The organism is Metapseudomonas boanensis (assembly GCF_018704125.1).
Taxonomy (GTDB): domain Bacteria; phylum Pseudomonadota; class Gammaproteobacteria; order Pseudomonadales; family Pseudomonadaceae; genus Metapseudomonas; species Metapseudomonas boanensis.
The window spans coordinates 437735-450848 of record NZ_JAGTIS010000001.1 but is presented as its reverse complement, the minus strand read 5'-3'; the positions used below and the strand labels follow the sequence as shown (position 1 = coordinate 450848).

The window sequence follows — 13114 nt, the reverse complement described above, 5'->3', positions numbered from 1 at the left end:
GGCAGAACGGCAATTCTAGAGGCAATCCCCCCATCGATGGCCAAGGATTTGCGTTGATAGCCGTTATCGACCGGACCGGGGTGGCGCTTCCAGCAACCCCTGCTCAGGGCTTGTCTCGGTATCACATTCTGTTGTCGCGGCGAATTCACTGGCTCTGTCTGGGTTAGCTGTTGCTAGTAATCAACGGCCGGGCGGAGCGCCTTGCAGGATCGAGGGAGACACCGAGTTCTTGCTCGCGAAAAGGTCCGGTTCGCGAGCAAGCTCGCTCCTGCAAGAGATCCATCCAGTCGCAGCGCATGACCGGGATAGAGCCAATTCATTCGCCCAGGACTAACGCCTCGGCATGCAGGTCACCCCCCATGAACGGGGCAACGTCGCGGAACAGATGCGGATAACTGGCTGCCAGATGCTCGAAGAACAGTGCCTCCGGCAGGTAGGCGAACTGGCCATGGTTGGCCAAGTACTCCATATAGCGTTCGCCCTGGCGATTGAAAGGATGAAACACGCTGTCGCTCAGGCCGTCGAACTCCAACGGTGCCACATCGAACAGGCGACAGAGGGCCAGGTTGAAGCGGGGGTCGCCTTGACCCAGCGCCCGTCGAGATACAGTTCGGTGTAGCCATGCATGGCGAACACCTCGCTCTTGAGCAGCTCCAGCAGACGTGGCGTCGCCAAGTGGTTGCGCACGTCAGCCAGGCCGATGCGCGAGGGGATGCCGCAATGCCTGGCACAAGCAGCTAGCAGCAATGCCTTGGGCACGCAGTAGGACTCGCCGGCCGCAAGCGCGTGGCTTGCCTTCAGCGTCTGCGGGTCGCGGTTGAAAACATAAGGGTTGTAGCGAATTTCGTCTCGCACGGCGTAATAAAGGTTGACCGCCTGTTCTCGGGGATCGCGCGTGGCACCACACCGGCTTTCGGCAAACTCGATCACCAGGGGATGATCGCTATCAACGAAGCGACCGGCAGCGGCACGACGATCCTGCCAAGCTCGCCGCCCCTGGCGCCACAGGCACCATTGATACCCGCATGCGGGACAGCGGGTCGCCAGAGCCTTATACTCCCGCGCCCGATCACGCTTCAGGAAGCTCCGCCATGGCCAATCCCTACCTCGACCATCACCTCGCCCTGCTCGCCCACCTGCGTGGCATCCTGGTCGCCTTGGGCGAGGCCGAACAGGTTCCGGAGGAGAACCATGCCCTGTTCGTCGAACGTTTCGATGATCTCATGAGCGAACTGCCTCGTGACCCGGAACGCAGCCTGTACCTTGGCCAGGACCTGATCAGCCAGGTCTTCCACCGCTACCCGCAAATCGCCCACCTGATCCCACGCGACCTGCTGTGGTTCTTCGGCGGCGACTGCCTGCACTTCATGCCCGACGAAGAGATTGAGTTGTTCCAGCGTCTCGATGAACGCCGTTACGAAGCCGAACAGAATGGCGAGCCGTTCGACTGGAACCAGGAGAAGCAGCTGCTGGCCATGCCGGAAGACGGCAGCAAGCACTGAGGGCGCCTGCCCCGGACGTGACAAAGGCCCGCGATGCGGGCCTTTGTCGTTTCAGCCTCCCAGCAACCCATCGGCGCTCAGCCGGACGATCCGCTCCCGCAACCAGCGCAGGCCAGGCGACAGTTCCTGCTGGCGGTGCCAGATCAGGCTCACCTGCACCGGCGGCGTCTCCACCGGCAGCGGCGCCACCTGCAGCGAATAAATGGCGGAAAAATGCTCGGCGAGCCGGCGCGGCACCGTGCCCAACAAGTCAGAGCGGGCCACGATGGGCGGGATGGTCAGATAGTGGGGAACCTGCAGTCCGGCCTGGCGCCGGATCTTTGCCGAACCCAAGACGATCTCCAGCGGTGAACCGCGACCAGCGCGCGGCAGTATCAGTACATGCTGGCTCCGCTGGTAGCCGGCCCGGGTCAGCCCACCCTCGAAGGCAGGGTGTCCGGACCGTCCGATCACTACCAACTCCTCTTCCATGAAGGGCTGATAGCAGAGATCGGGGCTATCGAAGTAGAGGTAGTCGATGGCCAGATCGAGGTCGCCGCTGGCCAGCCGCGCGATCAGGCTTTTCGCCTCGTCGTCCTGCACCTCCAGCACGACCCGCGGCGCTTCTGCCTTTAACTGTTCCAACAGGGCCGGTAGCAGCATGATGAGGGCATAGTCGTTCATCGATAGCCGGAAGCTGTGCTCGGCCTGGGGGTCGAACTCCCCCTGGGCCCCTAGCCCCAACTGCAGCAGATTCAGTGCCTGGCGCACGGGACCGTAGAGCACCTGGGCATGGGCGGTGGGCGACATGCCGCGAGCGGTGCGCTTGAACAGCGGCTCACCCAGTTGGCTACGCAGGCGCGCCAAGGCATTGCTCACCGCCGGCTGGCTCATGTGCAGGCGTGTGGCGGCCCGCGACAGGTTCTGCTCCTGCATCAGGGCGTCGAACACCAGCAACAGGTTCAGATCGATACAGCGCAAATTCAGACTCATGAATAATGCTCATTTCGAATATCCATTACCGGAATAAAGCATTCATCACTAGACTCGACGGCATGTCAACAAGACTGCCGGAGCAGCAAATGAGCCCTGACACCCGAGCATTTCGTGCACGTTACCGCGCGGGCATCCACCCTCTCTACAACGCCTGGCTGCACGGTGGATTCGTGCTGGCCTACGGCGCGGCCTGTCTTGTGTTCTTCATCAGTGGCCTGGAGAACGTGAAGCCGCTGGAATGGCTGGTGGTACCGCTGGCACTGATGTTCTTCAGCTGGGGCGAGTACGCCATCCACAAAAACCTGGGCCACAAAAAGACTCGTCTTGGGGCAATGTTCTACAAGCGCCATACAGGTGATCACCACAGCTTCTTCGTCGCCGGGCAGATGACTTACGAATCGACGCGAGACTGGAGGGTGATTCTCTTCCCGGCGTGGCTGATCGTCCTCTTCAGCCTTGGCCTGTTCGTCGCGTGGTGGTTGCTTTCCTTCCTTAACGCCAATACCGCTGCCCTCTTCTCGACTACGATGCTGGCGGGTTACCTGAGCTATGAGGTCTTCCACGCCTGCGAACACCTGCCCGCCAGCCACCCGATCTCACGCCTGCCCTGGATTCGCCATATGCGACGGCTGCACGAGCTGCACCATCGGCGCGACCTGATGCAAACCCACAACTTCAACCTGGTCTTCCCACTGATGGACTGGCTGCGGGGCAGCCTGTACTGGGAACCTCTGGAGCAGGAGAGTTCCATGACCCGAATGCAGCACGAAGTGGAAATCACCCGCAACCCGGACCAGGTCCTTGCCTATGCCAGCACGGCCACCCGCTGGCCGGAATGGCACCCCTCCTCCCTGCGGGTGGACGGCCCCAGCGGCCCGCTTCCGGCCGGCAGCCATTTCGAAGAAGACATCCACGCCGGCGGGCGCGCCGGACACCTCAGCTGGGACGTAACCGAGCACAGCTCCGGCCGGCACTGGTGCGCGTCCGCCCACGGCACCCACGGCCTGGAACTGCTGCTGACCTATGAATGCGAGAAGATTGACACCGGCACCCGTTTCGTCCGAACCCTTGAGTACCGCTTCTCCGGCCGGCTGATGCGCCTGGCCAACCTGCTGGTAATGCGCCGCAAGATAGACCGCGAATCGGTCGAATCGATGAAACAACTGAAAGAGATGGCGGAGCGAGTCATTGAGCAGACGCTGATCCGCCAACGGGACCCGGCTTGAACTCGGAACGCAGATACAAAAACGCCGCTCGAATGAGCGGCGTTTTTGTATATCTGGAGCGGGAAACGGGACTCGGACAAAACCTCTAACTATGTGACTTGGCCCATGAACCGCACTGATGCGGCCGGAGAGGATCGGTTAGAAGCGGACCTCACTCGATCAATCACCCACTGGTGCTTTACGCAGTTTCACCGGTTCACCCTCCTGGCGGGCCCAGGCAATGCGCATGCGGATGTTCAGCGCCTCCACGGCCAGGGAAAAGGCCATGGCGAAGTAGACGTAGCCCTTCGGCACGTGGACTTCGAAGGACTCGGCGATCAGCACGGTACCGACCACGACCAGGAAGGACAGCGCCAGCATCTTCAGGCTCGGGTGCTTGTCGATGAACGAGCTGATGGTGCCGGCGGCCAGCATCATCACCAGCACGGCGACGATGATCGCGGCGACCATGACCGGCACGTGGGAGACCATGCCGACGGCGGTGATCACCGAGTCCAGGGAGAAGACGATGTCGATGATGGCGATCTGGATGATGGTACCGATGAAGCCACCGGCCCCGCCCTTGGGGGAGTCCTCGGTTTCATCTTCGCCTTCCAGGCTGTGATACATCTCGGTGCTGCTCTTCCACAGGAGGAACAGGCCACCGAAGAAGAGGATCAGATCACGACCGGAGATGCCCTGGTCGAACACGTTGAACAGGTCGGCGGTGAGCCGCATGATCCAGGTGATCGACAGCAGCAGCAGGATGCGGGTGACCATCGCCAGCGCCAGGCCGAAGAAACGCGTGCGCGCCTGCAGGTGTGGCGGCATGCGGGCCACGAGGATGGCGATCATGATGATGTTGTCGATGCCGAGGACGATTTCCAGGGCGGTCAGGGTGAAGAAGGCGACCCAGATCTCCGGGTGCAACAGCCCTTCCATTTCACACTCCAAAGCAAATCTGGCCAGGAGGCCGGAAGTGGCGCAAGCGCCGGCCCGCTTGTGGCGGAAAAGCGCTTGCACCCCGCATAGGTAAAGTCGCTGCCGGAAGAATCGGCGAGCGAAAGACCGGCCCTTCCGGGATCACCGGCCGGGCCAGGATGGGGCCCGGTCAGGCCGCCGCGTAAACCACCAGTTCCACCAGCATCTCCTCGCGGGCAAGGCCCGCCACGACCACGGCAGCGCGGTTCGGGAAGGGAGCGGCGAAGTATTCGGCGTAGACCGCATTCACCGTGGCCAGGTAGCTGCGGTCAGTGACGTAGATGAGCACCTGGGTCACCGCGTCCAGGCCCAGCCCGGCGCAGTCCAGGGTGTGCTTGAGGTTGTCCAGGGTCTGTCGCGTCTGCGCCTCGATGCCCCCTTCGACCACACGCCCTTCGACATCGATAGGGATCTGCGCCGTGTACAAGGTCCCGTTACCGATCACGGCCCACTCCAGCGGGGCCTTGGACGGGTACAAACGGGTGCTGACTGCCTGTTTCATTGAACTCTCCAGGAGGGAAGAAAAAGGAGGGACAAGCCCTCCCAAGGGACTAGACCTGCTGCTCGCGCGCCAGGCGGCGGGCTATCTGTGGGGCGTTCCACAACGCTGGGAGGATCAGCAGAGACACCGGCACGGCGGTGATGACGATGAAGGACTGCAACGCTGTGACCCCACCCGAGCCGATGGTGATCAGCACCACCGCAGCCAGCCCCATGCCGATGCACCAGAAGGCACGCAGCCACTTCTTCGGCGAGTCGTTGCCGGACATCGCCATGGCCACGGTGTAGGCCATGGCATCACCGTTGGTGGCTACCGAGATGAAGCTGAGGAACAGGAACAGCGCCGACACCAGCCCCGCCAGTGGCAGGCTCTGGGTCACGCCCAGCAACATGGCCTCGGGCTGAGTGCCGTGGGCGGTTACGATGCCGGGGTTCTCCAGTTCCAGGCCGATGCCGGTGCCGCCGACCACGGTGAACCAGAACATGGTGACCAGCGGCGCGACGATCGACAGGGTCATGATGATCTGGCGAATGCTGCGGCCCCGGGAAATCTTGGCCACGTACAGGCCCATCATGGGGGCGTAGCCGATGAACCAGCCCCAGTAGAATACCGTCCACCAGTCGAGCCACTTGGGATCGGCGCGGTACAGGGTCATCGGCAGGAAGTTTTCCAGTTGCATGCCGAACGCCACTGGGAAGCCCGAGAGGATGAACAGGGTCGGGCCGGCCACGATCATGAACAGTGCCAGGCCGATCATCAGCCACACGTTGATCTCGCTGACGAAACGGATGCCGTTCAGGCCTACCAGGCAGGACGTGGTGTACATGGCCGTCACCAGGATGATGGTGATGGACTGGGTCAGCAGGTCATTGGGCAGGCCCCACACGGCTTGCAGCGCATTGCTGATCTGCAGGCCGAGGAAGCCGATCGGGCCGATGGTGCCGGCGACCACCGCGATGATCGAGGAAGCATCGGCGAGGTTGCCGATGGGTCCCTTGAGTGCGCGCTCGCCCAGCAGCGGATACAGCAGCGTACGCGGCGCCAGCGGTAAGCCCTTGTCGTAGTGCAGGTGCATCAGCACGATCGCCAGCAGGCTGCCGAGTACTGCCCAGGCGAGGAAGCCCCAGTGCACGAACGACTGGGCCAGGGCCAGATGGCCGGCCAGCTCGGTGTTCGGCTGCACGCCGGGGAACAGCGGCGGCGGACTGGCGAAGTGCATCAGCGGCTCGGCAGCCGCCCAGAAGGCGCCGCCCCCGGCCAGCAGTGCGCACATGATCACGGCGATCCAGTTGAAGGTGCTGGTTTCCGGCTGCCGGTCGACGCCACCCAGGCGCACGCGGCCGCACTTGCTGAAGCAGATGCCCAGGCTGACCAGGAAGGTCGCCAGCATCAGCACCTGCCAGTAGAGTCCGAAGACTTTCGTCGACCAGGCGAACAGCGTGTTGACCAGCGCCGAGACGGCGTCGATGTCCACCAGCGCCGCCACCAGGAAACTGAGCAGGAAGCCGCCGCTGATGACGAACAGCGGCCAATCGATGCCTTGCAGTGCCGGGTGCTTCATCGGCGTGCTGCCTATGGTCTGGGTCGGGAACACTTTCATGATGCCTCCAGGTTGTAGCGTAGGCCCCGCCGGCATGCGGCACGCGCGGGGCGAATGACCAGGGGTTCGAAACGACGAGGGGTCGTTTCGTCAACGCAAGGGGCGCATGTCGCGCGGGCCCCCTGGAGGCAGCGTCTGATGGTGTTGTGCGGGTGGGCACAGGCCAGCTCCACGGTGGGAGTTGGACGAGGCTCTGTTCTTGTTTTTGTTCATGGCGTCCTCACGGGGTGGGTAGATCAGTTCTGCGGCGTGGTGCCGCGTTCCAGCAGGTTCAGCCAGTTCAGGCCCATGATCTTGCGCACCTCGTCCTCCGCGAAGCCGCGCTGGCGCAGACCCTGGGCGATGACGGGGAAGTCGCGGCTGTCACGGAACCAGTGCAGTGGGGCCGGCCAATCGGCGTTGTCCGCCGAACCTTCGCCGTAATCCTTGGCCTTGCTCCAACGGCCATTGCGCATCCACTCCAGCACTTGCAACGGCTGCTGCTGGCAGAGGTCGGTACCGATGCCGATGTGGTCAATGCCCATCAGGTCCGCGGTGCGCGCAACCATGTCGCAGAACTCATCGAGCTGGCAGGCCGACCCTCCGCGCAAGTGGAAGGGATAGGTGCTGAAACCGAGCAGCCCGCCGGACTCGGCGATGCCGCGCAGCACCGCATCGGACTTGTTGCGCTTGGCCGCATGGAAGCTGGTGGGGTTGGCGTGGGAGATGATCACCGGCCGGCTCGACAGCTCGATGGCTTCCAGGGTGCTGCGCTCGGCGCTGTGGGACATGTCGATAAGCATGCCGACGCGGTTCATCTCTTCGATCACCTGGCGGCCGAAACGACTGATGCCGTTGTCCTCGCGCTCGTAGCAACCGGAAGCCAGCAGGCTCTGGTTGTTGTAGGTCAGTTGCATGATGAAGACCCCGAGCTGGCGGAAAACTTCCACCAGGTCGATGTCGTCCTCGATGGGCGAGCAGTTCTGGAAGCCGAAGAAGATCCCCACCCGTCCTTCCTGCTGTGCCAGGCGAATGTCCGAGGCCTGGCGAACGGGGCGGATCAGCTCGGGAAAGGCCTCGAAGCGGCGGTTCCATTCGCCGATGCGCGACAGCGTCTCGCGGGCGGTTTCGTGGTAGGCGATGGTGGCGTGGACGGCACTCAGGCCACCTTCCTGCATCTGCCGGAACAGCTCAGGGCTCCAGTTGGAGTACTGCAGGCCGTCGATCATCAGAAGCTCTTGCATGGCGCTCTCTCCCTCAGGGACGCACGTAGACGGTCTTGACCACCGTGTAGAAGTCGCGGGCGTACTGCCCCTGCTCGCGCGGGCCGAAACTGGAGTCCTTGCGGCCACCGAAAGGCACGTGATAGTCGGTGCCGGCGGTGGGCAGGTTGACCATCACGCAGCCGGTATTGGCCCGGCGCTTGAAGTCGCTAGCGTGTTTCAGCGACTGGGTCATGATCCCGGCGGTCAGGCCGAAGCGCGTGTCGTTGAGGATGTCCAGGGCCTCTTCGTAGTCCTTCGCCTTGATGACGCAAGCGATGGGCCCGAATACCTCGTCGCGGTTGATACGCATGTCGTTGCGGGTGTCGACGAAGAGCGCCGGGCGCATGTAGAAGCCCTCGTGTTCCTCAACGATGCGCTCGCCGCCGTAGACCAGGCGCGCGCCTTCGGCCTTGGCGCCTTCGATGTAGCGCAGGTTCTGCGCCAGCTGGCGCTCGTCGATCACCGGGCCGATCTGCACGCCCTCGCGCAGCGGGTGGCCGACCTTGAGCTGTTTAATGCGCTTGATTAGCGCCTCGACGAAGCGGTCGTGAATGCCCTCGGTGACGATCAGGCGGGACGACGCCGTGCACTTCTGCCCGGTACCAAAGAAGGCACCGTTCACTGCGCATTCCACCGCCAGCTCCAGGTCCGCGTCATCGAGCACCACCAGGGCGTTCTTGCTGCCCATTTCCAGTTGGCAACGGACGAAGTTGGCGGCCGTCGCGGTGGCGACCCGGCGTCCGGTTTCAACCGAGCCGGTGAAGCTCAGGGCATTGATCCCGCTGGAGTGGATCAGTCGCTCGCCGACCTCGGCACCGCTGCCCATCACCAGGTTGAAGGTGCCGGCAGGGAGGGGCTGCCGGGAAATGATCTCGGTCAGTGCCCAGGCACTCGCCGGCACGGCATTGGCCGGTTTGAATACCACGGCATTACCGAAGGCCAGGGCCGGGGCGATCTTCCAGGCGGCGGTGGCCATTGGGAAGTTCCACGGGGTGATGATGGCGACCACTCCGACCGGCTCGCGACGGACTTCGATCTCCACGCCGGGACGCACCGAATCGGCCGTCTCGCCCATCTGCCGCAGGACTTCGGCAGCGTAGTAATGGAAGAACTGCCCGGAGCGATAGACCTCGCCGATTCCCTCGGCCAGGGTCTTGCCCTCTTCCCGCGACAGTTGCTCACCGAGCTCTGCCTTGCGGGCGATGAGTTCGTTGCCGATGGCCATAAGAACCTGGTAGCGCTCCTCCAGGCCACTGCGGGCCCAGATGGTCTGGGCGGCGGTGGCGATGGCAATTGCCTGATCCACCTGAAGGGCATTGGCCTGGGTGTAGAGGCCTATCACGTCTTCGACGTTGGCGGGGCTGCGGTTGGCAGCACTCGAGGCACCTTCGACCCAGGCACCACCGATGTAGTTGTTGAAGATCTTGCTGGGCATGTGCACCTCCGTTCTCGCTTTGAGCGCATGGTAGGTGCCGTCTCAGATAAACTAAAATTAGTTGTAAATATTGATTGATAAGGAAAACTTACCATGCTGCCGGACCTGAAGATCGTCCAGTTGCGCCACTTCGTCTGGGTTGCCGAGCTGCAGGGCTTCCATGCCGCGGCGGAGCGCGCGCACCGCACCCAGCCGGCCATCTCGCTGTCCATCCGCGATCTGGAAGGCAAGTTGGGTCAGGCCCTGTTCGAGAAGCGCAACGCGCGGGTCACCAAGCCCGAGCTGACTCCCTTCGGTGTGCAGTTCCTGGCTTATGCCAAGGAGCTGATCGAGCACCACGACCGCGTGGTCCGCGACATGAACCTGATAGCCCAGTACAAGTCCGGGCACCTGCGCATCGCCTCGGTGCCCTCCATCGCCAGCCGCTTGCTGCCGGATATCCTCACGCGCTTCATTGGCGATGCGACGGACCTGCACGTCAGCCTGTTCGACGACAACTCCGAAGCGGTGCTGAACATGGTGGAGAACCAACAGGTGGACTTCGGCATCTCCAGCCTCTGGGAAGCCGAGAGTGACATCCGCTTCATTCCCATCTGGGAAGACAGCATCGGCGTGGTCTGCCACCAGAACCACCCGCTGGCCGGCGAAGCGCAGCTCGGCTGGCAGCAACTGCGCGGTGAGCGCCTGATCGCCAACGGCACCTCGCGCCTGCTGGCCGGCACCCGCGCCGAAGAGTTGGTCAGCGACTCGCAGTTCTATATCTCCAACATGATTTCCCTGCTGGCCATGATCGAGGCCGGCATGGGCATCACTACCCTGCCCCGCTTCGCCTTCCCGGCCGAGGCCGGGCAGTTGCGCTTCATCCCCCTAGCCGATCCGCTGGTGACCCGCGATATCGGCATCGTGCGCCAGGCCAACCGCTCCCTGCCGGTGGCCGCCCAGGCCCTGTTCGAGTTCATCCTGCGCGACAACGAACTGGACCCAGCCGAGTGGCGATAACCCGACTGATCGACAAAGCCATTTGAATAAGGGTTACTTATCAAATGATAGGGCGATCTGAATTGCTCCGCGGGGCCTGCTGTCCCACCATCGGCGGCAGATCAATAACAAGCCGCCGCCCGAAAGCCAGCAGGCAACGGTGCGCGGTGAACGCCAGTTGAGGGCCCCAGAATGAGCACCCCTTCAATCATGGAATCCAGCCTACCTGAGGCTGCGATTCCGTACATGCGCCCCGCCCACCTGGTCATGGACCTGGAGCGGCTCGGCAGCCTGCACCAGAGCCGTCTGAGCTTCATGCGCAGCCTGGTCCGCCGAATCATGCGCGAGCAATGGCAGATCGACGCACCCCGATTCGAACTGGATGCTGACGGCTACGGCACGGTGATCTATCGCATCCGCACTCGCAGTGACCTGTTCAGCTTCGTGCTGTTTTCCCAGTACCTGGCACCGGAAAAGCGCAACGACCGGGTCATCGCCAGCGAGTGGGACCTGACCATGGCCCTCTGCGAAGGTGAGGTGGACGACGCCTATGTCGACTACCTGCGCCAGAACGTGCCGCTGCAGGAGGCGGGCCGGCTCGACGCCAAGGTGATGGTGCTGTCCCGCGCCAATCGCAGCGTGCGCAACTTCGACAGCGTGGTGGAGGCCCTGAGCCAGGGGCTCCAGCCCGACGTCGCACAGATCGCCCGGGTCGGCTACCTTTACCGCACCACGGCCGTCTACGGCAGCGGCAAGCTGGGCATGGCCGACTGGGAGAAAGTCAGCCGCAAGCACCCCGACTTCGCCCGCCCGTTTGCCGCCGAAATGTTCACCTGTTTCATGCTGCGCAATTTCAGCTTGCAGCAGGCCGAGCACATCGCCCGGCGCCGCTCACCGGAAACCGCCGTGCCCTTCACCCCGGCCCTCAAGCGCTACTTCGGCATCGGCAACTCCACCGGCCTTGGCATGGCGCCCTACCTGATCAACCATCCGCAACTGATCAGTCGCTGGATCGAAATGCGCGAACTGGCCCTGGCCCGCATCCTCGCCGGCATCCCGACGGCCGCGCAGCTGGAACGCCTGCCGCAACTGCTGGAGCGTGCCATCCGCCATATCGAGGAAACCTTTACCGAAGACGAATGGCAGGCCGGCCACAACCAACGTGTGCTGGCCGACCTGCTGGCCCTGCGCGCCGGGCTCGACCTGCAACCGCTGCAAGCCTGGCAGTCTCTGCAGAACTGGTCTCAGCAGCGCGCCAGCCTGCAGGGGCAGGAGCTGATCAACTGCATCCTCCTGGAACTGCACCCGGATCTGGTGGACGAACTGGAAGAGCACCTGGCCCTGCCCGAGCAGTCCGACCTGCACCCCGAGATGCCCGTTTCCGAACTCAAGCACCTGATCGAGACCCGCTACGACTGGGCACTGGCCATCGACTTCGCCATCGACGGCGCCCAGGAGACTTTCTGGTACCGCTCCGAGGAGAAGCAGGAGCCGCGCCTGGGCAACTGCAACCTGGACGACGGCCGCGACAAGCAGATGCCGCTCGGTATCGGCTACCTGGTGCAGCAGTGCCATCGACAGCTCGGTGCCTACCTGGTGGAACACCCGGAACACAAGGTCGCGCACTTCCTGCTCCGCCATCCTGGGCAGCGCGGCATGGTCCGCCGCATCCAGACCATGGCCCGCACCCACTACGGTGAGATCCGCGCCAACCTGCTGGACCGTGACGTGCTGCCCATGCATCTGTTGCGCTGCAAGCTGTCGTTCTTCGGCGTGAGCAAGTTCGACCCGCGCTCGCGCTTGTGGGTGCGCAACACCATGTTCCAGGGCGCCCCCCTGTTGGAGGATATCGGCCAACCCTTCGACGATGACTGGTTCCTGCCGCTCGCCCCTACCCCGGAGAAGCCTTGATGTTGATTTCCGCCAACGAACTGAACGCCCTGCTTAAACGAGTTTTCGAGGGCATGGGCTATACCCCGGGCCACTATGAGGACGCCGCAGCCCTGGTCAGCTGGCTGCAACTGCACCGTGAAGACGGTCTTGGCGAACTTGAACGGGCGCTGGACTTGGTGGCCGACCGCGAACGCCCGCCAGCGGAGCTGGTCGTCGAGGGGCCGGCCACGCTGATCGCCGAGTGCCATGGTCGCAGCGCCCTGAACTGTTTACCGGCGCTGCTGGAACTGGCCTGCGTGCAGGCGCTGGAGCAGGGGTCGATAGGCCTCGAAGTCCACCATTGCCACAACCGCAAGTTCATCCTCAAGGTTCTGGCAGACTGTGCGCGGCAGGGCCTGTGGGCTCGCGCACAGTGGGACAACGGCCACGACCCGGTGCGCCGTCACCTGGCCCGGATCGACGCCGGTGCCGCCTACCCCACCTACCAGGAATACCGCCTCCCCGAACATGCCCCCCAGGAGAAGCGGCAGTCGCTGACACTGCTCCTCGGTACGCCAGCGCACTCGCAACCTGCAGTGGAGATCGAGGACGCCCGAGAGGAACGATGTATCACCCCGGCGGACTTCGCCCTGGCCCGCGAGCAGGCTCTGGAGAATGGAACGGAGATCTCCCCCGCCCTATGGCAACGCCTCAACCGGCTTGCAGAAGCAGTACTGGTGGAGAGCTCCGAGCGCTCGCGCAGCGGTGCCGGCGGACGTTGACCGAGGCCTACACACAAGCTGCGCCGGGCGTGCAGACC

11 protein-coding genes and 1 pseudogene are annotated in these 13114 nt (G+C 63.5%); 5 read left to right on the top strand and 7 right to left on the bottom strand.

Translation table 11 applies throughout. From position 1 onward, the window contains the following. Nucleotides 1-316: 316 nt before the first annotated feature. Nucleotides 317-1008, bottom strand: a pseudogene (locus tag J7302_RS02160) (transglutaminase-like domain-containing protein). A gap of 83 nt (nt 1009-1091) precedes the next feature. Here J7302_RS02160 and J7302_RS02155 point away from each other — a divergent pair. Next, a complete protein-coding gene (locus tag J7302_RS02155) occupies nt 1092-1502 on the top strand; it encodes a PA2817 family protein (RefSeq protein WP_215369663.1) in 411 nt (136 codons plus the stop codon). Between the two features lie 51 nt (nt 1503-1553). On the opposite strand, the gene bsrA is transcribed toward J7302_RS02155, so the two are convergent. Further along, nucleotides 1554-2474, bottom strand: a complete 921-nt coding sequence (gene bsrA, locus J7302_RS02150) for a LysR family transcriptional regulator BsrA (protein ID WP_215369660.1) — start codon at nt 2472-2474, stop codon at nt 1554-1556. A gap of 89 nt (nt 2475-2563) precedes the next feature. On the opposite strand from bsrA, the gene J7302_RS02145 reads away from it, so the two are divergent. Next, nucleotides 2564-3703 carry a sterol desaturase/SRPBCC family protein gene (locus tag J7302_RS02145; RefSeq protein WP_215369657.1) on the top strand — a complete coding sequence of 380 codons (1140 nt, stop codon included), beginning with the start codon at nt 2564-2566 and terminating at the stop codon, nt 3701-3703. Nucleotides 3704-3862: 159 nt separating this feature from the next. Here the strand turns inward: J7302_RS02145 and J7302_RS02140 are convergent, their stop codons facing one another. The 5 genes from J7302_RS02140 to J7302_RS02120 all read right to left on the bottom strand — a co-directional run bounded on the left by J7302_RS02140 (nt 3863) and on the right by J7302_RS02120 (nt 9444). Continuing rightward, nucleotides 3863-4624: a TerC family protein gene (locus J7302_RS02140; RefSeq protein ID WP_215369655.1), complete on the bottom strand. Its 762-nt coding sequence runs from the start codon at nt 4622-4624 to the stop codon at nt 3863-3865. A gap of 169 nt (nt 4625-4793) precedes the next feature. Beyond that, nucleotides 4794-5165: a RidA family protein gene (locus J7302_RS02135; RefSeq protein WP_215369652.1), complete on the bottom strand. Its 372-nt coding sequence runs from the start codon at nt 5163-5165 to the stop codon at nt 4794-4796. Between the two features lie 49 nt (nt 5166-5214). After that, a complete protein-coding gene (locus tag J7302_RS02130; RefSeq protein ID WP_215369650.1) occupies nt 5215-6765 on the bottom strand; it encodes a BCCT family transporter in 1551 nt (516 codons plus the stop codon). Between the two features lie 236 nt (nt 6766-7001). After that, nucleotides 7002-7988 (bottom strand): dipeptidase, encoded by a 987-nt coding sequence (locus J7302_RS02125; RefSeq protein ID WP_215369648.1) that lies wholly within the window; start codon nt 7986-7988, stop codon nt 7002-7004. Nucleotides 7989-8001: 13 nt separating this feature from the next. Next, nucleotides 8002-9444, bottom strand: coding sequence for an aldehyde dehydrogenase family protein (locus J7302_RS02120; RefSeq protein WP_215369646.1), 1443 nt, complete (start codon nt 9442-9444; stop codon nt 8002-8004). A 93-nt stretch (nt 9445-9537) separates the two neighbouring features. Here J7302_RS02120 and J7302_RS02115 point away from each other — a divergent pair, with 93 nt between their 5' ends. The 3 genes from J7302_RS02115 (at nt 9538) to J7302_RS02105 (ending at nt 13076) form a co-directional block, all read left to right on the top strand. Next, nucleotides 9538-10443, top strand: coding sequence for a LysR family transcriptional regulator (locus J7302_RS02115; RefSeq protein ID WP_215369644.1), 906 nt, complete (start codon nt 9538-9540; stop codon nt 10441-10443). 189 nt (nt 10444-10632) lie between these two features. Further along, nucleotides 10633-12333 carry a hypothetical protein gene (locus J7302_RS02110; protein ID WP_215370747.1) on the top strand — a complete coding sequence of 567 codons (1701 nt, stop codon included), beginning with the start codon at nt 10633-10635 and terminating at the stop codon, nt 12331-12333. Then, nucleotides 12333-13076, top strand: coding sequence for a DUF3726 domain-containing protein (locus tag J7302_RS02105; RefSeq protein WP_215369642.1), 744 nt, complete (start codon nt 12333-12335; stop codon nt 13074-13076). Before J7302_RS02110 ends, J7302_RS02105 begins: the two co-directional genes overlap by 1 nt. The last annotated feature ends 38 nt before the right edge of the window (nt 13077-13114 follow it).

Excerpts from the sequence above, each read along its gene's own strand:
- J7302_RS02155 (WP_215369663.1), top strand. The coding sequence starts at position 1,092 with ATGGCCAATCCCTACCTCGACCATCACCTCGCCCTGCTCGCCCACCTG.
- bsrA (WP_215369660.1), bottom strand. The coding sequence starts at position 2,474 with ATGAGTCTGAATTTGCGCTGTATCGATCTGAACCTGTTGCTGGTGTTC.
- J7302_RS02145 (WP_215369657.1), top strand. The coding sequence starts at position 2,564 with ATGAGCCCTGACACCCGAGCATTTCGTGCACGTTACCGCGCGGGCATC.
- J7302_RS02140 (WP_215369655.1), bottom strand. The coding sequence starts at position 4,624 with ATGGAAGGGCTGTTGCACCCGGAGATCTGGGTCGCCTTCTTCACCCTG.
- J7302_RS02135 (WP_215369652.1), bottom strand. The coding sequence starts at position 5,165 with ATGAAACAGGCAGTCAGCACCCGTTTGTACCCGTCCAAGGCCCCGCTG.
- J7302_RS02130 (WP_215369650.1), bottom strand. The coding sequence starts at position 6,765 with ATGAAAGTGTTCCCGACCCAGACCATAGGCAGCACGCCGATGAAGCAC.
- J7302_RS02125 (WP_215369648.1), bottom strand. The coding sequence starts at position 7,988 with ATGCAAGAGCTTCTGATGATCGACGGCCTGCAGTACTCCAACTGGAGC.
- J7302_RS02120 (WP_215369646.1), bottom strand. The coding sequence starts at position 9,444 with ATGCCCAGCAAGATCTTCAACAACTACATCGGTGGTGCCTGGGTCGAA.
- J7302_RS02115 (WP_215369644.1), top strand. The coding sequence starts at position 9,538 with ATGCTGCCGGACCTGAAGATCGTCCAGTTGCGCCACTTCGTCTGGGTT.
- J7302_RS02110 (WP_215370747.1), top strand. The coding sequence starts at position 10,633 with ATGGAATCCAGCCTACCTGAGGCTGCGATTCCGTACATGCGCCCCGCC.
- J7302_RS02105 (WP_215369642.1), top strand. The coding sequence starts at position 12,333 with ATGTTGATTTCCGCCAACGAACTGAACGCCCTGCTTAAACGAGTTTTC.